This is a genomic window from Pseudomonas sp. 7P_10.2_Bac1, from assembly GCF_025465935.1.
Taxonomy (GTDB): domain Bacteria; phylum Pseudomonadota; class Gammaproteobacteria; order Pseudomonadales; family Pseudomonadaceae; genus Aquipseudomonas.
The window spans coordinates 117,922-140,159 of sequence record NZ_JANLNV010000080.1 but is presented as its reverse complement, the minus strand read 5'-3'; the positions used below and the strand labels follow the sequence as shown (position 1 = coordinate 140,159).

Annotated in this window: 20 protein-coding genes; all 20 read left to right on the top strand. The window is 51.5% G+C overall.

The features are described from left to right. Positions 1-79 precede the first annotated feature (79 nt). The 20 genes from mtnA (at position 80) to NTD86_RS17365 (ending at position 22,214) form a co-directional block, all read left to right on the top strand. Positions 80-1,156 carry an S-methyl-5-thioribose-1-phosphate isomerase gene (gene mtnA / locus NTD86_RS17460; RefSeq protein ID WP_262204023.1) on the top strand — a complete coding sequence of 359 codons (1,077 nt, stop codon included), beginning with the start codon at positions 80-82 and terminating at the stop codon, positions 1,154-1,156. 308 nt (positions 1,157-1,464) lie between these two features. Next, positions 1,465-4,128 (top strand): DNA gyrase subunit A, encoded by a 2,664-nt coding sequence (gene gyrA, locus NTD86_RS17455; RefSeq protein ID WP_262204021.1) that lies wholly within the window; start codon positions 1,465-1,467, stop codon positions 4,126-4,128. A gap of 185 nt (positions 4,129-4,313) precedes the next feature. Next, a complete protein-coding gene (gene serC / locus NTD86_RS17450; protein WP_262204020.1) occupies positions 4,314-5,399 on the top strand; it encodes a 3-phosphoserine/phosphohydroxythreonine transaminase in 1,086 nt (361 codons plus the stop codon). Continuing rightward, positions 5,399-6,493: a prephenate dehydratase gene (gene pheA / locus NTD86_RS17445; RefSeq protein WP_262204018.1), complete on the top strand. Its 1,095-nt coding sequence runs from the start codon at positions 5,399-5,401 to the stop codon at positions 6,491-6,493. Before serC ends, pheA begins: the two co-directional genes overlap by 1 nt. 10 nt (positions 6,494-6,503) lie before the next feature. Continuing rightward, complete coding sequence (gene hisC / locus NTD86_RS17440) at positions 6,504-7,616, top strand: histidinol-phosphate transaminase (RefSeq protein ID WP_262204016.1); 1,113 nt, start codon at positions 6,504-6,506, stop codon at positions 7,614-7,616. Between the two features lie 28 nt (positions 7,617-7,644). Then, entirely contained in the window at positions 7,645-9,852 is a 2,208-nt protein-coding gene (locus tag NTD86_RS17435) for a bifunctional prephenate dehydrogenase/3-phosphoshikimate 1-carboxyvinyltransferase (protein WP_262204120.1), read from the top strand. Beyond that, entirely contained in the window at positions 9,852-10,538 is a 687-nt protein-coding gene (gene cmk, locus NTD86_RS17430) for a (d)CMP kinase (RefSeq protein WP_262204014.1), read from the top strand. Before NTD86_RS17435 ends, cmk begins: the two co-directional genes overlap by 1 nt. A gap of 123 nt (positions 10,539-10,661) precedes the next feature. Further along, on the top strand, positions 10,662-12,356 hold the full coding sequence (rpsA, locus tag NTD86_RS17425) for a 30S ribosomal protein S1 (RefSeq protein ID WP_262204012.1): 1,695 nt from the start codon (positions 10,662-10,664) through the stop codon (positions 12,354-12,356). Positions 12,357-12,722: 366 nt separating this feature from the next. Further along, a complete protein-coding gene (ihfB, locus tag NTD86_RS17420) occupies positions 12,723-13,019 on the top strand; it encodes an integration host factor subunit beta (RefSeq protein WP_083374729.1) in 297 nt (98 codons plus the stop codon). 24 nt (positions 13,020-13,043) lie between these two features. After that, positions 13,044-13,292 carry a LapA family protein gene (locus NTD86_RS17415; RefSeq protein ID WP_262204009.1) on the top strand — a complete coding sequence of 83 codons (249 nt, stop codon included), beginning with the start codon at positions 13,044-13,046 and terminating at the stop codon, positions 13,290-13,292. A gap of 431 nt (positions 13,293-13,723) precedes the next feature. Further along, positions 13,724-14,179, top strand: a complete 456-nt coding sequence (locus tag NTD86_RS17410; RefSeq protein WP_262204008.1) for a hypothetical protein — start codon at positions 13,724-13,726, stop codon at positions 14,177-14,179. 126 nt (positions 14,180-14,305) lie between these two features. Continuing rightward, positions 14,306-15,778: an MBL fold metallo-hydrolase gene (locus tag NTD86_RS17405; protein WP_262204007.1), complete on the top strand. Its 1,473-nt coding sequence runs from the start codon at positions 14,306-14,308 to the stop codon at positions 15,776-15,778. 95 nt (positions 15,779-15,873) lie between these two features. After that, complete coding sequence (gene rfaH, locus NTD86_RS17400) at positions 15,874-16,401, top strand: transcription/translation regulatory transformer protein RfaH (RefSeq protein ID WP_262204005.1); 528 nt, start codon at positions 15,874-15,876, stop codon at positions 16,399-16,401. A gap of 164 nt (positions 16,402-16,565) precedes the next feature. After that, positions 16,566-17,453 carry a glucose-1-phosphate thymidylyltransferase RfbA gene (gene rfbA / locus NTD86_RS17395; RefSeq protein WP_262204003.1) on the top strand — a complete coding sequence of 296 codons (888 nt, stop codon included), beginning with the start codon at positions 16,566-16,568 and terminating at the stop codon, positions 17,451-17,453. Between the two features lie 2 nt (positions 17,454-17,455). Next, entirely contained in the window at positions 17,456-18,022 is a 567-nt protein-coding gene (gene rfbC / locus NTD86_RS17390) for a dTDP-4-dehydrorhamnose 3,5-epimerase (RefSeq protein WP_262204001.1), read from the top strand. Continuing rightward, the gene (locus NTD86_RS17385) at positions 18,019-18,423 is read left to right on the top strand and encodes a sugar 3,4-ketoisomerase (RefSeq protein ID WP_262204000.1); all 405 of its coding nucleotides are present in this window, start codon (positions 18,019-18,021) and stop codon (positions 18,421-18,423) included. Before rfbC ends, NTD86_RS17385 begins: the two co-directional genes overlap by 4 nt. Further along, the gene (locus tag NTD86_RS17380; protein WP_262203998.1) at positions 18,416-18,883 is read left to right on the top strand and encodes an acyltransferase; all 468 of its coding nucleotides are present in this window, start codon (positions 18,416-18,418) and stop codon (positions 18,881-18,883) included. Before NTD86_RS17385 ends, NTD86_RS17380 begins: the two co-directional genes overlap by 8 nt. Then, on the top strand, positions 18,876-20,006 hold the full coding sequence (locus NTD86_RS17375) for a DegT/DnrJ/EryC1/StrS family aminotransferase (RefSeq protein WP_262203996.1): 1,131 nt from the start codon (positions 18,876-18,878) through the stop codon (positions 20,004-20,006). The genes NTD86_RS17380 and NTD86_RS17375 overlap by 8 nt, the downstream gene beginning before the upstream one ends. Position 20,007: 1 nt before the next feature. Next, entirely contained in the window at positions 20,008-21,291 is a 1,284-nt protein-coding gene (locus NTD86_RS17370) for an O-antigen translocase (protein WP_262203995.1), read from the top strand. Beyond that, a complete protein-coding gene (locus NTD86_RS17365) occupies positions 21,285-22,214 on the top strand; it encodes a glycosyltransferase family 2 protein (protein WP_262203993.1) in 930 nt (309 codons plus the stop codon). Before NTD86_RS17370 ends, NTD86_RS17365 begins: the two co-directional genes overlap by 7 nt. The last annotated feature ends 24 nt before the right edge of the window (positions 22,215-22,238 follow it).

Sequence of the window (22,238 nt, the reverse complement as noted above, 5' to 3'; positions counted from 1 at the left end):
GGACGCGAAGTATACCCGAGCGCCCTGGGGGCAGGCTCGCTATAATCAGCGGTTTTGTATCTGGGTGATAGGGGAAGTCATGCGCGATCGACTGTTGGCCGCAGAAAAGGTGAAGGCCATTGATTGGCAGGGTAAAGCCCTGCATCTGTTGGATCAGCGCATTTTGCCCTTTGAAGAGAGCTGGCTGGCCTATACCGATGTCCAGGGTGTAGCCCAGGCTATCCGCGATATGGTGGTGCGCGGCGCGCCGGCGATCGGGATTGCGGCCGCTTACGGCGTTGTCTTGGCGGCGCGTGATCGTAAGGTAGCTGGCGCAGATTGGGTGGCGGCGCTGGAGCAGGATTTCACCCTGCTGGCGAACTCGCGGCCGACTGCTGTGAACCTGTTTTGGGCCCTCAACCGCATGCGTGATCGTCTGGAGCGCTGCAAAGATAGCGCCGATGCCCTGCAGGCCCTCGAAGATGAAGCGTTGGCGATTCATGAGAGTGATCGCGAGGCCAATTTGACCATGGCGCAATTGGGTGTCGATGTGATTCGTCGGCATCAGGGCAATGCCCAGACTGTTCTGACGCACTGCAACACCGGCGCGCTGGCCACCGGCGGCTTCGGTACAGCGTTGGGGGTGATTCGGGCGGCCTGGCTGGAAGGCATGATCGAGCAGGTCTATGCCGATGAGACACGCCCTTGGCTGCAAGGCTCGCGGCTGACGGCCTGGGAACTGGCCAATGAGGGGATTCCGGTGATTTTGAATGTGGATTCGGCGGCGGCCCATATCATGAAAACCAAGGGTGTCACCTGGGTGATTGTGGGGGCTGATCGGATTACCGCCAATGGTGACGTCGCGAACAAAATCGGCACCTATCAGTTGGCGGTCAACGCGATGCATCACGGTGTGCGCTTTATGGTGGTTGCGCCGAGCTCGACCATCGACATGGATCTGGCCAGCGGCGAAGACATTCCAATTGAAGAACGCACTGGCAGCGAACTGCTGGAAGTCGGGGGCAGGCGTGTCGGAGCGGACGTTCAGGCGTTCAACCCGGTCTTTGACGTGACGCCAGCTGACCTGATCGATGTGATCGTGACCGAAAAGGGCATTGTTGAGCGTCCGGATGCGGCCAAAATAGCCCAGTTGATGTGTCGCAAGCGGTTGCATTAATGCAGCTGCAAGCGGCGAGTTGTCGGCGGCAAGCTTGAAGCCGCGGTTGCGAGGCTGCGGGATATCTTGCCATGTGCTGCAAACTTGCAGCTTGTCGCTTGAAGCTTGTAGCCGCCAACCACGCCAATTGTGATAACATCCGGCGGTTTCCGGGGTGCCCTGCAGGGGTTGCCCTTACTGCGCAAATCCGTAGGTTAACTCGTTGATTTGTCGTAAGTCGTTGCTTGGCACGTGGCCAGCAGCGGCGAGCTTCGTTCGTCCCGAATGGATGTGGCGAAGTTTCACCCGAAAAAGGAATCAGGCTTCTCATGGGCGAACTGGCCAAAGAAATCCTCCCGGTCAATATCGAAGACGAGCTGAAACAGTCCTACCTAGACTACGCAATGAGCGTCATTGTCGGGCGGGCACTGCCTGATGCGCGCGATGGCTTGAAGCCCGTGCACCGGCGTGTGCTGTTTGCGATGAGCGAACTGAGTAACGACTGGAACAAGCCGTACAAGAAATCTGCCCGTGTGGTCGGTGACGTGATCGGTAAGTATCACCCGCATGGTGATACCGCTGTTTACGACACTATCGTTCGAATGGCTCAGCCATTCTCCCTGCGCTACCTGCTGGTAGACGGTCAGGGCAACTTCGGTTCGGTTGACGGCGATAACGCCGCAGCCATGCGATATACCGAAGTGCGTATGACCAAGTTGGCTCACGAATTGCTGGCCGACTTGCACAAGGAAACCGTGGATTGGGTGCCGAACTATGACGGCACGGAACTGATCCCGGCGGTCATGCCGACGCGTATTCCCAACCTGTTGGTCAACGGCTCCAGTGGTATTGCCGTAGGCATGGCCACCAACATCCCGCCGCACAACCTGGGCGAAGTCATCGACGGCTGCCTGGCACTGATCGACAACCCGGAGTTGAGCGTTGATGAGCTGATGCAGTTCATCCCGGGACCCGATTTCCCCACGGCAGGCATCATCAACGGCCGTGCCGGTATCATCGAGGCTTATCGCACTGGCCGTGGCCGCATCTACATGCGTGCCCGCTCGGTCATTGAGGACATCGACAAGGTCGGTGGCCGTCAGCAGATCGTGATCACCGAGCTGCCTTACCAGTTGAACAAGGCGCGTTTGATCGAGAAGATCGCCGAGCTGGTTAAAGAGAAGAAGCTCGAAGGCATCACTGAGTTGCGTGACGAGTCCGACAAGGACGGTATGCGCGTAGTGATCGAGTTGCGTCGTGGCGAAGTGCCAGAAGTTATTCTCAATAACCTGTATGCGCAGACTCAACTGCAAAGCGTTTTCGGCATCAACATCGTTGCCCTGATCGACGGTCGTCCCCGCATTCTGAACCTCAAGGACCTGCTTGAAGCGTTTGTGCGTCACCGTCGTGAAGTGGTGACCCGCCGCACGGTGTTCGAGTTGCGCAAGGCCCGTGAGCGTGGCCACATCCTTGAAGGCCAGGCGGTTGCCCTGTCGAACATCGATCCGGTGATTGCACTGATCAAGGCTTCGCCAACGCCGTCCGAAGCCAAGGAAGCGCTGGTCAGCACTCCTTGGGAGTCCACTGCCGTTGTGGCAATGGTCGAGCGCGCCGGCGCAGATTCGTGCCGTCCTGAAAATCTTGACCCGCAATACGGTCTGCGTGATGGCAAGTACTTCCTGTCGCCAGAACAGGCTCAGGCCATTCTTGAATTGCGCCTGCACCGTCTGACCGGTCTTGAACACGAGAAACTGCTGGCTGAGTATCAAGAGATTCTCAACCAGATCGGCGAACTGATCCGCATCCTCAATAGTGCTGTGCGCTTGATGGAAGTGATCCGTGAAGAGCTGGAAGTCATTCGTGCCGAATACGGCGATGTCCGTCGTACCGAAATCCTGGATCACCGTCTCGACCTGACACTGGGCGACATGATTCCGGAAGAAGAGCGTGTCGTGACCATTTCCCACGGTGGCTATGCCAAGACTCAGCCGCTGGCGGCGTATCAGGCCCAGCGTCGTGGCGGTAAAGGCAAATCGGCTACTGGCGTCAAGGATGAGGACTACATCGCTCACCTGCTGGTTGCCAACAGTCACACCACGCTGTTGCTGTTCTCCAGCAAGGGCAAGGTGTACTGGCTCAAGACTTACGAAATCCCGGAAGCATCCCGTGCAGCGCGCGGTCGTCCGCTGGTCAACCTGTTGCCGCTGGATGAAGGTGAATACATCACCACTATGTTGCCGGTCGAGGAATATACCGAAGGTCACTTTATCTTCATGGCAACTGCCAACGGCACCGTGAAGAAGACCCCGCTGGAATCCTTCAGTCGTCAGCGCAGCGTGGGCCTGATTGCCCTGGAGCTGGACGAAGGCGACGTGCTGATCAGCGCAGCCATCACAGACGGTGAGCGTGAAGTCATGCTGTTCTCCGACGGTGGCAAGGTAACCCGCTTTAAAGAGTCCGACGTGCGTGCGATGGGCCGTACTGCCCGTGGCGTACGTGGTATGCGCCTACCAGAAGGTCAAAAGCTGATTTCGATGCTTATCCCGGAAGATGGCAGCCAGATCCTCACTGCATCCGAGCGCGGCTACGGCAAGCGTACTGCTATCAGCGAGTTCCCTGAGTACAAGCGTGGCGGTCAGGGCGTAATTGCCATGGTCAGCAACGAGCGTAACGGTCGCCTTGTTGGCGCTGTTCAAGTTCAGGATGGTGAAGAAATCATGCTGATTTCTGACCAGGGCACGTTGGTGCGTACACGGGTTGACGAAGTGTCGAGCCTGGGTCGAAACACCCAGGGCGTTACGCTGATCAAGCTGGCCAGTGACGAAACGCTGGTTGGACTTGAGCGGGTACAAGAACCATCGGAAGTCGAAGGCGAAGAACTCGACGGTGACATCGAAGGTGGAGTCGAGCTCGAGGGCGAGGCCATCCAGGATGGTGTTGACGACGAGCAGCCGCTAGAGGCTGACGCTGACGAAGCAGAGCCGCAGGAATAAGCGGACACACAGGGGGCGGATGAAGATTCGCCCCCTTGTTGTATGTGTTGGAGCTGCAAAGCATAGCGAGGCAGCGGTTTTCTGAGCCATCTGGCAGGTGCGCACAGAACAGATTGCCGTCTCGCTGTACTGCGCAGCTCTTATTGATTTATTGCATGACCCACCAAATCAGAGCGAGAGTGGATGTGAGCAAACGAGCCTATAACTTCTGCGCAGGTCCAGCTGCGCTTCCTGAAGCCGTCCTGTTGCGGGCCCAGTCAGAGTTGCTCGACTGGCACGGCAAGGGTCTCTCGGTCATGGAGATGAGCCATCGCAGCGATGAGTTCGTGGCCATTGCAACCAAGGCTGAGCAGGATCTGCGTGACCTGCTGTCTATTCCCTCGAACTATAAGGTCCTGTTCCTGCAGGGCGGCGCCAGCCAGCAATTTGCCCAGATTCCGCTGAATCTGCTGCCAGAAAATGGCTCGGCGGATTATATCGATACCGGTATCTGGTCGCAGAAGGCCATTGAAGAAGCCTCGCGCTATGGCCACATCAACGTGGCTGCCAGTGCCAAGAGCTACGACTATTTCGCAATTCCCGGCCAGAACGAGTGGAAACTCTCCAAGGACGCGGCCTACGTTCACTACGCTCCGAACGAAACCATTGGCGGCCTGGAGTTCGAATGGATTCCGCAAACCGGTGATGTTCCGCTGGTGGCCGACATGTCTTCCGACATTCTGTCGCGTCCGGTCGATGTGTCCCGCTTCGGCATGATCTACGCCGGCGCACAGAAGAACATCGGCCCGAGTGGTATCGTCGTCAACATCGTTCGCGAAGACCTGCTGGGGCGTGCTCGCTCGTTCTGCCCGACCATGCTCGATTACAAGGTCGCAGCTGATAACGGCTCGATGTACAACACGCCGCCAACCCTGGCCTGGTACCTTTCAGGTCTGGTATTTGAGTGGCTGAAAGAGCAGGGTGGTGTTGAAGCGATCGGCAAGCTCAATGAAGTCAAAAAACGCACGTTGTATGACTTCATCGATGCCAGCGGCTTGTACAGCAACCCGATCAACAAGACCGATCGCTCGTGGATGAACGTGCCGTTCCGTCTGGCGGATGATCGTCTCGACAAGCCATTCCTGGCAGGTGCCGAGGCTCGTGGTCTGCTGAACCTCAAGGGCCATCGCTCGGTAGGCGGTATGCGCGCGTCGATCTATAACGCCGTTGACATCAACGCAGTGAACGCGTTGGTGGCTTACATGGCAGAGTTCGAGAAGGAACACGGCTAATGTCCGAGCAAGAACTCAAGGCTTTGCGCCTGCGTATCGATAGCCTGGATGAAAAGGTTCTCGAGCTGATCAGTGAGCGTGCTCGCTGCGCGCAGGAAGTGGCGCGCGTCAAGATGGATTCGCTGGCTGAAGGCGAAGTGCCGGTATTTTACCGTCCTGAGCGTGAAGCTCAGGTGCTCAAACGTGTAATGGAGCGCAACAAGGGGCCGCTGGGTAACGAGGAGATGGCGCGTCTGTTCCGCGAAATCATGTCTTCTTGCCTGGCGCTGGAGCAGCCACTCAAGGTGGCTTATCTGGGCCCTGAGGGCACCTTTACTCAAGCAGCGGCCATGAAGCATTTCGGGCACGCCGTGATCAGCAAGCCAATGGCTGCGATTGATGAGGTGTTCCGCGAGGTGGCGGCTGGGGCGGTCAACTTTGGCGTGGTGCCGGTGGAGAACTCTACGGAGGGCGCCGTCAACCACACGCTGGACAGCTTCCTTGAGCACGACATGGTGATCTGCGGCGAAGTAGAGCTGCGTATTCACCACCACCTGCTGGTGGGCGAAAACACCAAGACGGACAGCATCAGCCGTATCTACTCGCATGCCCAGTCGTTGGCCCAGTGCCGTAAGTGGCTGGATGCTCACTACCCGAACGTTGAGCGTATCGCCGTATCGAGCAATGCCGAGGCGGCCAAGCGGGTCAAGGGTGAGTGGAATTCAGCAGCGATTGCTGGCGACATGGCGGCGGGCCTGTATGGTCTGACGCGTCTGGCTGAAAAGATCGAAGATCGTCCGGATAACTCCACCCGCTTCCTGATGATTGGTAACCAGGAAGTGCCGCCGACCGGGGATGACAAGACCTCGATCATCGTGTCGATGAGCAACCGTCCAGGTGCGTTGCATGAGCTGTTGGTGCCATTCCATGAAAACGGCATCGATCTCACGCGAATCGAGACACGCCCATCGCGCAGTGGCAAGTGGACCTATGTGTTCTTCATTGATTTTGCTGGCCACCATCGCGACCCGTTGGTCAAGAGTGTGCTGGAGCAGATCAGCCAGGAAGCCGTAGCACTCAAGGTGCTCGGCTCCTATCCGAAAGCGGTTCTCTGAGGCGGTTTACATGAGCGGTGATTTTCTCGCCCTGGCACAGCCGGGCGTGCAGCAACTTTCGCCATATGTCCCGGGCAAGCCTGTGGACGAGCTGGCGCGTGAGCTGGACATTGATCCGGCCACTATCGTCAAGCTGGCCAGCAACGAAAACCCTTTGGGTGCGAGCCCCAAGGCTCTGGCGGCCATTCGTGAAGAACTGGCTGAGCTGACGCGTTACCCGGATGGCAACGGTTTTGCCCTTAAAACCCTCCTGGCTGAGCAGTCTGGCGTGCAACTTGATCAAGTCACGCTGGGCAATGGCTCCAACGACATCCTGGAGCTGGTAGCTCGTGCGTACTTGGCGCCAGGCCTGAATGCGGTGTTCAGTGAACATGCGTTCGCGGTTTACCCGATTGTGACCCAGGCAGTCGGGGCAATGGCGCATGTTGTTCCGGCGAAAGACTGGGGTCATGACTTGCCGGCGATGCTGCAGGCGATAGACGACAACACGCGTGTGGTATTTCTTGCCAATCCGAACAACCCGACTGGTACCTGGTTCAGTGCCGAAGCGCTGAACGAGTTCTTGCAAGATGTGCCTGAACGCGTGCTGGTGGTGCTGGACGAGGCATACATCGAGTACGCCGAAGGCAGTGAGTTGCCGGATGGCGTGGAGTTCCTGTCAGGTTATCCAAATCTGCTGGTCTCGCGTACCTTCTCCAAGGCTTATGGCCTGGCCGCCTTGCGGGTCGGGTATGGCTTGTCGAGTGCAGTGGTGGCTGATGTGTTGAACCGTGTTCGCCAACCATTCAACGTCAACAGTCTGGCGCTGGCTGCGGCCTGCGCTGCATTGCAAGATGCCGATTATCTGGCTGAAAGCCGCCGCCTTAACGATGCCGGCATGCTGCAGCTGCAAGACGGTTTCCGTGCGTTGGGCTTGAAGTGGATTCCATCCAAGGGCAATTTTATTGCCGTGGACCTGGGGCGGGTGGCAGCACCTGTTTATCAGGGCTTGTTGCGTGAAGGCGTAATCGTTCGCCCGGTGGCCAATTACGGCATGCCGAATCACTTGCGTATCACTATTGGTCTGCCAGCGGAGAACACCCGCTTGCTTGAGGCGTTGGCCAAGGTTCTTGCTCGTGGTTGATGTTATATCGTTGAAACCTGCCGAGCCTATTGTGGGTCGGTTGGTGGTGGTGGGGCTGGGCCTGATTGGTGGCTCTTTCGCCAAAGGCATGCGTGAAAGTGGCTTGTGTGCTGAGGTGGTCGGGGTAGACCTGAACCCGACGTCGCGGGCCCTGGCTGTAGAACTGGGTGTTGTTGACCGCTGTGAAGCCGATTTGGCGGTGGCTTGCCGTGGCGCCGACGTTATCCAATTGGCGGTGCCCATCCTGGCCATGGAGAAAATGCTCGGCTTGTTGGCGGGTATTGATCTGGGGCAAGCGGTGCTGACCGACGTTGGCAGCGCAAAAGGCAACGTGGTGCGGGCTGCTGCCGAGGCATTTGGCGCCATGCCGGCGCGTTTCGTGCCGGGTCACCCGATTGCCGGGTCTGAGCAAAGTGGTGTAGAAGCATCAAATGCCAGCCTGTTTCAGCGGCACAAGGTTATTTTGACGCCTGTGGCTGAAACCGATCCTGTCGCGTTGGCTCTGGTTGATGCGTTGTGGCGTGCGCTGGGCGCTGATGTAGAACATATGCAGGTCGAGCGTCACGACGAAGTCTTGGCTGCAACCAGCCATTTGCCGCATCTGTTGGCTTTTGGGTTGGTCGATTCTCTTGCCAAGCGCAATGAGAATCTGGAGATCTTCCGTTACGCTGCGGGAGGCTTCCGCGATTTCACAAGAATCGCCGGGAGTGACCCGGTAATGTGGCATGACATCTTTCTCGCCAACCGCGAGGCGGTGCTGCGCACATTGGATACATTTCGTAGCGATCTCGACGCCTTGCGCGACGCGGTCGATGCAGGGGACGGGCATCAACTGCTGGGCGTTTTTACTCGCGCCCGTGTTGCTCGAGAGCATTTCAGTAAAATCCTGGCCCGCCGGGCATATGTGGACCCTATGAATTCAAATGATCTGATTTTCCTGGCTGAACCAGGTGGCACTGTTACTGGCCAAATCCGCGTGCCAGGCGACAAGTCCATTTCCCACCGCTCGATCATGCTCGGCTCCCTGGCTGAGGGGACGACGCAGGTTGAAGGCTTTCTTGAAGGCGAAGACGCTCTTGCAACACTGCAGGCGTTTCGTGATATGGGCGTGGTTATTGAAGGCCCGCATCAGGGGCGCGTGACCATTCACGGCGTTGGCCTACATGGCTTGAAAGCGCCGCCGGGGCCCATATATCTGGGTAACTCGGGTACGTCGATGCGCCTGTTGTCGGGGCTTCTGGCTGCGCAGAGCTTTGACACGACGCTGACCGGTGATGCATCGCTGACCAAGCGCCCAATGAACCGCGTAGCCAACCCGCTGCGTGAAATGGGTGCCGTGATTGAAACGGCGGCAGAGGGTCGTCCTCCGATGACCATTCGTGGCGGTCATTCCCTCAAGGGCTTGAATTACACGCTGCCGATGGCCAGTGCTCAGGTGAAGTCCTGTCTGCTATTGGCGGGTCTGTATGCCGAAGGCAAGACCTCGGTCACTGAGCCTGCGCCAACGCGCGACCATACTGAGCGCATGTTGCAGGGTTTCGGCTATCCAGTGAGCGTTAACGGTGCTACGGCGTCGGTCGAGTCGGGCCACAAGCTCACGGCAACGCATATCGAAGTACCGGGCGATATCTCCTCGTCGGCATTCTTCCTGGTGGCAGCGTCTATTGCTGAAGGTTCCGATCTGTTGCTGCAGCATGTTGGTATCAACCCGACCCGTACCGGTGTGATCGATATCTTGCGTTTGATGGGGGCTGACATCACTCTCGAAAACCAACGCGAAGTGGGCGGCGAGCCAGTAGCGGACTTGCGTGTGCGTGCGGCCAAGCTTAAAGGCATCGAAATCCCTGAAGCGCTGGTGCCATTGGCGATTGACGAATTTCCGGTACTGTTCGTGGCGGCGGCTGTTGCAGAAGGTCGTACTGTTTTGCGCGGTGCTGAAGAGCTGCGTGTCAAAGAGTCTGATCGTATCCAGGTGATGGCTGACGGCTTGCTGACCTTGGGCGTCAAGTGTGAGCCAACGCCAGACGGCATCATTATTGATGGCGGCTCAATCGGTGGTGGTGAAGTGCATGGCCATGGTGACCACCGCATTGCAATGGCCTTCAGTATTGCTTCGTTGCGTGCCACGGCGCCCATCCGTATTCACGATTGTGCCAACGTCGCGACATCTTTCCCGAACTTTCTTGCGTTGTGCAAGCAGGTCGGTATTCGCGTGGCCCAAGAGGCGCAGTCGTGATGTTGACGGCGCCAGTCATCACCATCGACGGGCCTAGCGGTTCGGGTAAAGGCACAGTTGCAGGTCGCCTGGCCGAGCATTTGGGCTGGGCATTGCTGGATTCTGGCGCCTTGTACCGTTTGTTGGCGTTTGCTGCCGTTAATCATGGTGTCGCCCTCGATAACGAAGCCTTATTGAGTCAGTTGGCGGCACATTTAGATGTGCAGTTCGTCGGGGCGACGGAAGGTAAGCCGGCGCGTATCGTGCTCGAAGGTGAAGACGTTACGCTGGCTATCCGCAATGAAGATGTTGCTGCGGGCGCATCCAAAGTAGCGGCATTGCCCGCTGTTCGCGAGGCTTTGCTACAACGTCAGCGTGCCTTCAGAGAATTTCCGGGGCTGGTTGCGGACGGTCGAGACATGGGGACTGTGGTTTTTCCTAATGCGCCGCTCAAGATTTTTCTGACGGCCAGCGCCGAGGAGAGGGCCCGTCGCCGTTACTTGCAGTTGAAGGCCAAGGGGGATGATGTTAGTCTCCCGCGTCTGTTGGATGAGATACGTGCCCGTGATGAGCGTGACACGCAGCGTGCAATAGCCCCGCTCAAGCCGGCGGCTGATGCCCTGCAACTCGACTCTACGGAGTTGTCCATCGAGCAGGTGTTGGAACGCATCAAGAGCGAAATCGCCCTGCGCGATCTCGCCGGATGATCAAGAACGCGTGCAGGAGACCAGAAATAGTCCTGCATGCCTTCTTTTATATGAACGTAACCCACATTGTCTGGAATGTGGCAGATGGGCGTATTCCTTCGCCCTTGATCAACAGGAATTAAAATGAGCGAAAGCTTTGCAGAACTGTTTGAAGAAAGCCTAAAAACCCTGAATCTTCAGGCTGGCTCGATCATCACCGCTATCATCGTTGATATCGATTACCAAGCTGGTTGGGTAACCGTTCACGCTGGTTTGAAGTCTGAAGGCCTCATCCCGCTGGAGCAGTTCCACAACGATGCTGGCGAACTGAACATCAACATCGGTGATGAAGTTCACGTTGCGCTGGACGCGGTCGAAGACGGCTTTGGCGAAACCAAGCTGTCCCGTGAAAAAGCCAAGCGCGCTGAATGCTGGATCGTTCTGGAAGCAGCCTTCGCAGCTGAAGAAGTGGTCAAGGGCGTTATCAACGGTAAGGTTAAAGGCGGCTTCACTGTCGACGTTAACGGCATCCGTGCGTTCCTGCCAGGTTCTCTGGTTGACGTTCGTCCAGTGCGCGACACCACGCACCTGGAAGGCAAAGAGCTGGAATTCAAGGTCATCAAGCTTGACCAGAAGCGCAACAACGTTGTTGTTTCGCGTCGCAGCGTACTTGAAGCAGAGAACTCGGCTGAGCGTGAAGCTCTGCTGGAATCCCTGCAAGAAGGTCAGCAAGTTAAAGGTATCGTCAAAAACCTCACCGACTACGGCGCATTCGTCGATCTGGGTGGCGTTGATGGCCTGCTGCACATCACCGACATGGCTTGGAAGCGCATCAAGCATCCTTCCGAGATCGTCAATGTTGGCGACGAGATCGATGTTAAGGTTCTGAAGTACGATCGCGAGCGCAATCGTGTTTCCCTGGGCCTGAAGCAACTGGGTGAAGATCCATGGGTTGCTATCAAAGCCCGTTACCCAGAAAGCACTCGCGTGACCGCGCGTGTGACCAACCTGACCGACTACGGCTGCTTCGCTGAGCTGGAAGAAGGCGTTGAAGGTCTGGTACACGTTTCTGAAATGGACTGGACCAACAAAAACATCCATCCTTCGAAAGTCGTACAAGTCGGCGACGAAGTGGAAGTTATGGTTCTGGACATCGACGAAGAGCGTCGTCGTATCTCCTTGGGCATCAAACAGTGCAAATCTAACCCATGGGAAGATTTCTCTGGCCAGTTCAACAAGGGCGATAAAATCTCCGGCACCATCAAGTCGATCACCGATTTCGGTATCTTCATTGGTCTGGACGGCGGCATCGACGGTCTGGTTCACCTGTCCGACATCTCCTGGAACGAAGTGGGCGAAGAAGCCGTTCGTCGTTTCAAGAAAGGCGACGAGCTTGACACTGTAATCCTGTCTGTTGATCCAGAGCGTGAGCGTATCTCCCTGGGTATCAAACAGCTGGAAAGCGATCCGTTCTCCGAGTACGTACAAGAGAACGACAAAGGCGCAATCGTTAAAGGCACCGTGAAAGAAGTTGACGCCAAAGGCGCCATCATCACTCTGGCCAACGATATCGAAGCGACTCTGAAAGCGTCCGAAATCAGCCGTGACCGCATCGAAGATGCTCGTAACGTTCTGAAAGAAGGCGAAGAAGTAGAAGCCAAGATCATCAGCGTTGATCGCAAGAGCCGCGTAATCCAACTGTCCATCAAGTCGAAAGACGTTGAAGACGAGAAGGAAGCAATCCAGAGCCTGCGCGACAAGCCAGCTACCTCTGAGATCGCTGCTGGTCCGACCACTTTGGGCGACCTGCTGCGTGCACAAATGGAAAAACAGAACTAAGTTCTGATTGACCATAAAAAAGGGCGACTTAGGTCGCCCTTTTTTGTGCCTGAAATTTGAGTTTTTCCTAAAGGTCGACGCTGATCATGTGAAGGTTGAGCAGGAAGGGCTCTGGGTGTGTCTCCAGCGTTTTGCCGTCGTGTGCGGGTATGGCAGCGAGTGTCCTTCAGAAGCTCTTAGCGTCGTGTTGGATGGGCTCGAGGACGGCCAAGCTATTAGGTGATGTTTTTTGATCGTTCTCTGTATTCATCCGCAATTCAGTAGTGAATGGCATACAAAAGTCAATAACTGGGCTGTTCAAATTCTTTTGATCATGCTAAAACCTTTGGAGCGCTGATCTAGCTGCTTGAAAAAGAAGGGAAAAATATGACGAAGTCGGAGTTGATCGAACGAATTGTCACCCATCAAGGGCTACTCTCATCCAAGGATGTTGAGCTGGCTATCAAGACCATGCTTGAACAAATGTCACAGTGCCTGGCGACCGGAGATCGAATTGAGATCCGTGGCTTCGGTAGTTTTTCGCTGCACTATCGGGCTCCACGAGTGGGGCGCAACCCAAAGACCGGCCAGTCAGTAAGTCTTGACGGCAAATTTGTTCCTCATTTCAAGCCAGGTAAAGAGCTTCGGGATCGAGTGAACGAAGATGAGGAAGGCGAGATTTAATCCTTCAGGACATGGGAGTTACAAATGAGTAGCGTCAAGCGTGCAGTTCTGGTGGTTTTTGCGCTGGTGGTGATTTTTGGGACGATGATTTTTATTCTCGAAAACCAGCAACCCACTTCATTGGTTTTTCTTGGGTGGAGTACACCAGAACTGCCGGCTTCCCTTATCGTCATAGGGTCTTTGCTACTAGGCATGCTGATTGGGCCTGCAATGGGCTTTATTGCTTACAAGCGAAAGTCGGCCAGATTAAAGCGCAACTTAGTGCAGTCATAAAAAGGTAGAGGTCTGGCGCAACGGATCGAGGATCACTCGCCTGGCCAGATAGTAATCAGTTGTAATGGGAAATCTCCTACAACAAGTCAGGCCTCGTATTCTTTGTAACGACAGGTAATGCAGGCAGAATACGGCCAATCCTCGATTGCCTGCTGTTGACTTACCTATTCAGGTGCCCTCATTCAGGTGCTTGTTGTTCGGTGATAAATATCTCCGCATCCGAGCCCGCAGTTTTGCATTGAAAGCAGGCTTCGCTTTTGAGCAGTATTCCCCCTTTTCTAGGTACCGTCTCAAGCCACGACAGCGATAGCATTGAGCTTGTCCGGTTAAATTCGCATGGCTGCCATTTTGCTCTGCATCTTGGCGCCTCAGCTGGGTTATTTATCTATGCTCATTCCTGCCTTATAACCCTTCAATGTCGAGTGGCAAGTATGTTTCGTCTGGCCACGAACCAAACTCTCGATGCACTTGGTCTTTGGTTTTTTTTCAACGCCAATCAGGGGCCGTTCAGTTATTTGCAGCGTCCAGGCGTTAGGCTTGGTGAGGGTTTTGAGCCGTTCAGTAACTCTTCGATGAGAGGGCTCCCATGTGCTTCCAATGTAGGTGAAACGTCTGCAATGGAAGTTGGGCGTAAGCGGCTAGAGGCTGGCTTCAATAGCGTGATCAATAAAAGCAGTACGAAACTCGAGCATAGGTTTGAAGCAGCGTTAGCCAAAAGTGACGGTAACCAGCATACCCGCAATGCAACATTGAACGCTGCTGGAGAGGTAAAGCGCACTCATTCACAGGTTGAGCTGGCCGTGCTGGGTAAGCAGCTTAGAGTAGTGCGGATGGATCGACTAGCTCGGTTGATGGAAGCGATAACGCCCGGAGAGGTCATATCTTGATGGCGGCTGAACTTTTAGCTGTGTGGTAAGTGTCTTGATTGTATTGATCCGGCGATTATCGACAGAGCTGGGCGTCGAAAAGCTGAGTGTTGATAGCCCCAAGGTTTGACTGTCGCGAGCGAGTACATGGGATATCCGATTGTTCTACATCATGGTGCCGTCAACGGCGTTACCGGGTCATGTCATCAATTACAGATGACTGACCAGTGCAGTGTGCTGATTGACTGCGGGCTATTTCAAGGCGGTGATGAACGAGTCGCACTCGAAAGGTGCACAGATTACCCGCAGATCGACTTTTCGCTTGAAGGTGTTAAGGCCCTGATTATCACGCATGTCCATGCTGACCATGTTGGGCGGCTTCCTTACTTGCTTGCCGCAGGTTTCCGCGGGCCAATTCTGTGCAGTGAACCAACAGCCAAGCTGCTGCCATTGATTCTTGAAGATGCATTCAAGCTTGAGGTGAGTCGAGATCCTAAGACTGTCGAGCGCTATTTGCAGCGCGTACAGCAACAAATCATTGCGCTGCCTTTTGATCATTGGTTCAGCATCGAACAAACAGATGTCCTGACCGCTCAAATTCGACTGCAAAGGGCAGGGCATATCCTGGGGGCAGCCTATGTGGAGTGCGATCTTGACTATCCTCAGGCAACGTTGAAGCGACGCATCGTCTTTTCGGGTGATTTGGGCGCTCCGCATTCACCATTTCTGTCTGCGCCTGTGTCGCCCGAGAGGGCAGATATCCTGATTCTTGAGAGCACTTACGGCGACCGTTTACACGAAAATCGTATGAGCCGCCAAGAACGCCTTGAAAGCGCTATCGACAAGGCTTTGGCTGATCATGGAACGTTATTGATTCCGGCGTTCAGCATGGGCCGTACTCAAGAGCTACTCTACGAAATTGAAGATATCTTGCATCGCAAGGCTTTGCTTGGTCCGGCGCAAGCCGTATGTGATGACGATCAATTTCTTCCCATCACATGGCCACAAGTGCCGGTTATTCTGGATTTTCCTTTAGCAAGCCGCTTAACCAAGGTCTATCGTGAACTACAGAACTACTGGAATGAAGAGGCCCTAGTACGACTTGCAGATGGGCGCAAGCCTTTGCAGTTCGAGCAATTGATCACTGTCGACAGCCATGCACGGCATATGCAGACAGTTAACTATCTGGCCAGCACCGGTCGACCGGCGATAGTTATTGCTGGAGGAGGAATGTGCTCCAGTGGACGGATAGTGAACTACCTGAAAGCGATGTTGGCTGACCAACGGCATAACGTGCTGTTTACGGGGTTTCAGGCCAAGGGAACACCGGGGGCAGCGATACAAAAATACGGTCCGTCAGGCGGATTTGTTGAATTGGAAGGTGAGCGCTGTATGATCCATGCAGGTGTCAGCACATTGGGTGGCTATTCTGCCCACGCCGACCAGAAAGACCTGCTTCAGTTCGTTTCAGGCATGTCTCAATGGCCAGCACAAATACGCCTGGTACACGGTGAGGAGCCGGCAAGGAAGGCATTGGCAAAGGAACTGTTGGGCCTATATCGCGCTCAAAACAAAGTTGTAGACGTCCTTATCCCGACAGACGTCAAGCCGTTTCCATGAAGCCGGCTGCAGTCATGATAAGAGCCCAGTTGCTTGCCATTTGCACATGCAAGGCACAATGGTAAACCACGGATGAACCCATCAATGAAGTCCCCATGCAAACAATAAATACCCCAGTACCGAGTGATCCCTGCAATCCGAAATCAGACGACTGGTACCTGGTGCAATGCAAGCCTAAACAAGACGAGCGTGCCGAAGAAAATCTCCAGCGCCAAGGCTACGAGTGTTCTCGCCCGGTTTGTCGGCGAGAAAAACTGCTCCGTGGCCAATTGAGCTGCGTGAGAGAGTCACTATTCCCGGGCTATCTCTTCATCCATATGCCCGAAGGCGCCAATTGGGCCCCCCTGCGTTCAACCCGAGGAGTCGCTCGGGTTGTTGCATTTGGTGGACGCCCCTTGGCCGTCAGCCACGAGTTGATCCTTCAACTACAATCACGTGCTGAAACGCACATCATCTCCAAATTTAATCCTGGCGATAAAGTCACCATCCTCGAACAGGGCTTCACAGGTATTGAGTCCATATTTATGTCTATGGACGGCGAGGAGAGGGTCATTCTGCTCATCAACCTAATGAACCGTCAGCAGCAGATCAGTTTGCCTGCCACGAGTATTTCTCCTAGGTAGACCGATATTGGGTTGGCTTTGCCAAATCGAAAATGTAAATCGTTCTCAGGAATTCAACGATAAATCCTGGGGCGGTAGCGTGTGTATTTCAGATTAGTCCTCCCGCATAACATCCAGATATAAGTGAGGGGACGTACAAGAACAGTTAAGGACGTGCTCGCGACATGACCACCATTAAACGTAAAGGCATCATTTTAGCTGGCGGTTCAGGCACCCGTTTGCATCCGCTCACCTTGGGCGTTTCAAAACAAATGCTGCCAATTTATGACAAACCGATGATTTACTATCCTCTGTCGGTATTGATGCTGGCAGGCATGCGCGAAATCTTAATTATCTCCACGCCTGAAGATTTGCCATGCTTCAAGAAATTGTTGGGCGATGGTAGTCAATATGGAATTGAACTGAGCTACGCTGAGCAGCCTAGCCCCGATGGATTGGCACAAGCCTTCATCATTGGTGAAGAGTTTATAGGTGAAGATGCTGTTTGTTTGATCCTTGGCGACAATATTTTTTACGGTCAACATTTTTCGGATAATTTACGCTCAGCTATGTCGCTCAGTGTGGGCGCCACTGTGTTTGGATATCATGTCTCAGATCCTGAACGTTTTGGTGTTGTTGAGTTTGATAGTAGTGGTCGTGCGCTTAGTATTGAAGAAAAGCCTATCAAGCCAAAATCGAATTATGCAGTAACAGGCTTATATTTTTATGATAATCACGTCGTGAAAATAGCTAAAAGTATTAAGCCATCTTCACGTGGTGAACTTGAAATTACAGATATTAATAGCGCTTATCTCGAGCAGGGCAACTTGAAGGTCGAAATGTTGGGGCGTGGTTTTGCATGGCTGGATACTGGAACTCATGAGTCATTACTTGAGGCCAGTCACTTTGTACATACCATCGAGCAACGTCAGGGCTTGAAAGTTGCTTGCCTGGAAGAAATTGCCTATAACAATAGCTGGATAACACCTGAGAAATTGGGTGAGCAGGCTCATAAACTGAAGAAAACTGGGTATGGACAGTATCTTCAGAAAATATTTGATGAGAGTAAGTAGGCATGGAAATCATCAAAACCGAGATTCCTGATGTTGTGATATTTGAGCCGAAAATTTATTCCGATGACCGCGGTTGGTTCATGGAAAGCTTCAATGAGGCCCTCTTTAACCAAAGGTTGCAGGATTTAGGTTTACCTATAGCACGTGCATTTGTGCAGGATAATCATTCCTTCTCTAAGCGAGGAGTGCTTAGAGGCCTGCATTTTCAAGAGGCTCCGTATGCCCAAGGTAAACTAGTACGTGTGCTGCAGGGGGCTGCATATGATGTGGCTGTTGATTTACGCAAAGATTCTGCAACCTATCTGAAATGGGTTGGAGTCGAACTGAGCAAGTCTAACAACAAGATGTTGTGGATTCCTGAGGGTTTCGCACACGGGTTCTTGGCTTTGGAAGATGAAACTGAGTTTTTTTATAAAACGACGAATTATTATAATAAATCTTCGGAGCGATCTTTACGCTGGGATGATGAAGTTTTTAATATTAATTGGCCACAAATCGATCATCTGGTAATCAGCGAAAAAGACAAAAATGCTCCATCATATTCGTCGCTAATGGGCGGTAAGTTATGATCTTGGCGAAATGGTTGGATTTTCAGATTCTAGGTGATGAACGAGGAAGTCTAGTAGCATTAGAGCAGGGTAAAATAATTCCTTTTGAAATCAAACGCGTCTATTACATATATCATACTGAAAAAAATGTAAGTCGTGGATTTCATGCTCATCGAGAATTAAAACAAGTCGCTATTTGTATATCGGGTAGCTGTCGAATGGTTCTCGATAATGGTTTGGTCCGGGAAGAAGTAATCATGAACTCGCCTGTTAAAGGACTTCTGATTGACAGTTTGCTTTGGCGCGAGATGCATGATTTCAGTGAGGATTGTATTCTTCTCGTTTTAGCGAGTGAGCACTACACCGAAGCAGATTATTTGCGTGACTACAGCGCTTTTAAACGCGAGGTAGGTAATGCCTAAAATTCATCCCTTGTCAGATGTTCAGAGCGAAGCCATAGGTTCAGGAACAAGAGTATGGCAATACTCAGTAATTCTGAGTGGTGCAGTGATAGGTGAGAACTGTAATATTTGTGCGCATACTTTGATTGAAGGCGATGTCAAGATTGGCAATAATGTGACAATTAAATCAGGCGTATATTTGTGGGAGGGTACCAGGATTTACGATAATGTATTTATTGGGCCTAATGCCACATTTACAAATGATCCATATCCCAGATCAAAAGTATATCCTGAAAAATTTTATGGTGTGATAGTTAATGAGGGGGCCAGCATTGGAGCAAATGCAACAATATTACCAGGTGTTGTTGTTGGTGTAGGTGCCATGGTTGGTGCGGGGGCAGTTGTTATATCAGATGTTCCAGACCATGCTGTTGTAGTTGGAAATCCAGCAAAAGTTATTAGGTATGTTGATCATGGTTGATTTTTTAGATTTAAAAAAAATTAATGAAGAATGCCGCTCCGAGCTTATAGAGGCGTGTGCGCGGGTTATTGACTCTGGGTGGTATATAAACGGGAAAGAGTTAAACGAGTTTGAGAAGGAGTTTGCAGCTTACTGCGGGACACAATATTGTGTCGGCGTTGCTAACGGGTTAGATGCGCTCACATTAACAATCCGCGCTTGGAAAGAACTAGGTAGATTAGCCGTCGGTGATGAAGTCATTGTTCCTGCTAACACATATATCGCCAGTATTTTAAGTATTACCGAAAATGGTCTTGTTCCGGTTTTGGTTGAGCCAGATGAACTGACATATAATTTAGGCGCAGCTGAAGTCGAGTCTCGGATAACTGCCAAAACCCGTTTAATCCTTGCTGTGCATTTATACGGTCAGCTCGCGAATATGAGCCAGTTAGCTGATATTGCGGATCGTCATGGATTACTTTTGCTAGAAGATTCCGCCCAAGCTCACGGCGCTAAGCTGCATGAGAAAAAAGCTGGCAATTGGGGACATGCGTCGGGCTTTAGCTTTTATCCAGGTAAAAACCTCGGTGCGCTTGGGGATGCAGGAGCCATTACCACGAATGACCCCGAGCTGGTTGATGTATTAAAAGCATTACGTAATTACGGCTCGCACGAAAAGTATAAAAATATTATTCAGGGGGTAAATAGTCGACTCGATGAAATACAAGCAGCTATGCTGCGTGTGAAATTGAAATATCTTGAGGAACAGATCGTCAAGAGAAGAGTGATCGCTGATATTTATATGAGAGGCATTGATAATCCGTTAATTACTCTCCCTCTATCGCGTGGTACAGATGTGTTGGAGTATGGTGCTCACGTTTGGCATCTTTTTGTGATTCGTTGTGATTCGCGTGATGAATTAAAAAAATATTTATCCGGCAAAGGGATAGATACACTTATCCATTATCCGATACCGCCGCACAAACAAAAAGCATATGAGGGGTTTGAATTTGTTGAGGGTGATTATTCTATTACTGAAAGTATTCATCAAGAAGTTTTAAGTTTGCCAATCAGTCCTGTCATGACAGAGGCTGATGCCTTGTTAGTTGTGGATGCGTGTAACAAATTTTCAGTAAGTAAATAATATGATGACCTTGTTGCGCACAAGTGTTTTAAATGGTGTTGCAGTTATTGTTAAAATGCTGACTTTGCTAGGGATTAATAAAATCCTTGCTATTTATGTAGGGCCTTCTGGATACGCAGCGCTGGGGCAATTCCAAAATGCGTTACAGATGATTTCTACGTTTACAAGTGGCGCGATCAATACAGGAGTGACCAAATATACTGCCGAGTATTCAGACGATGTAGCTAAGCAGCAGGCGGTTTGGCGTACTGCTGGCACATTAGCGACTATTATCTCTTTAATAATGGCTATATTAGTCGCAGTATTTAGTGGGTATTTGGCGGAACTTTTTTTTAAAGACAAGGGACTGTCAGGTGTGTTTTGGTGGCTCTCAGGCGGGCTAATACTTCTTGCTTTAAACTCATTAATACTAGCGATTCTTAATGGTAAAAAAGATATTCTGCGTTATGTTGCAGCCAATATAGTTGGTAGCATTTTCGCTTTATGTATTACTGGTTTTTTGGCAGTTAAGTATGGGCTATATGGAGCTCTGGTTGCATTGGCCCTCTACCAGTCTATTTCATTTTTTGTCACCATTTACATCTGCAAAAGAGCAAGTTGGTTCAAACTGCATTACTTGTTTGGCGCTATAGACAAGTCAGTAGCAAAAAACTTATTTAAATATGTTGCTATGGCGCTAACATCGGCTGCGTGTGTACCTTTAAGTCAGATATTAATCCGTAATCATTTGGCGACATTGTTTGGGTGGGATGCGGCTGGATATTGGGAGGCCATAACTCGATTCAGCTCTGCTTATTTGCTTTTGGTAACCTCGACGTTAAGTGTTTATTATCTTCCAAAGTTGTCAGAACTTAAAAGTGTTATCGCTCTCAAAGCCGAAATCACGCAAGGCTACAAATACGTATTGCCTTGTGTCGCTCTAATGGCAGGTATTGTTTATGTCTTGCGTGATTTTATTATAAATCTTCTTTTTACATCTGATTTCGGCCCTATGCGTGAGTTGTTTGCCTGGCAAATGATTGGCGATACCTTGAAAATAGGAAGTTGGATTCTAGCATATGTGATGTTGAGTAAAGCCATGTTTAAGATGTTTATGATAACGGAGGTTTTGTTCGCAATATCTTATGTACTTATGGTTGTTGTTTTTACTCATTACTTTGGGTTTGTAGGGGTAACAGTTGCGTATGCTATTAATTATGCAATTTATTGGGTTGTAATAGCTCTGTTGATGTCGAGAAAATTTAAGGCAGCAGTGCTGAGTAATAAGGATGGTGTGTTGTGCTAACGATTGTAATTGCATCTTATAATCATGAAAAATATATTGAATCATGTATGTTGGCTGTTCTTGGACTTGAATGGGCTAGCGTTATTGTTATAGATGATGGTTCAACGGATGCAACAGCTGAAATCGTACAATCATTTCTAAAAAAACATAACGCATCGAACATATCGTTAATACAAAAAAATAATTCAGGCCTGGTTTCGTCTTTAAATTTGGGGCTATCGCTTGCACGCACTGAGTATTTTTATCTTGTTGCGTCAGACGACATACCTGATAAAGATGGGCTGCTACAGTGTATAGAGAAATTAGAAAATAATAAAAGGAGCCAATTTTGTATTGGTGGTGCTAGAGCCTTTGATGACGAAGATGAAGGTAGTACATACGATGTTTATGGTAAGGCACAAGAGAGCTTTTTGAAGCTGAAACCTAGCGAGCGGAGTAAAGCTTCTCTTTTTAACTATCCGGTTCCATTGCTGTTGCAATCTACCGTATTTAGGGTGAGCGCGCTCAAAGATATTGGCGGTTGGGATTCTAATGTCGTATTAGATGACTACCCAATGTTCGTAAGATTGTTGTCTGTTTTTTCTGAGTGGGACCGTGATTTCTTGTATGCGCCAGAAGTTGATGTGGTTATGTACCGTCAACATCCACACAACAGTTTTAGGAACCTATTGCGGCAATATACGATTGTCGCCCAAGCTATTCGCTCAATTGCTAAAGCCCCACTGTCTGAATATGCAGTTTCAAAAATGTTTGCATATTACTCTATTGTTGCAATAAAAAATCGTCAGTTCGAGTATATAAAGCCAATTTTCAAAGCATCGTCTGGGCGAGTAATTGTCAGTTCTATTTACTATTTTTTTAATATTCCTCTATCAAGATTGCTCACTGTTTTTCGCTCTTATCTTAAGTCGAAGGTTAGGTAATATATTAGTATGTGTAGATTTTAT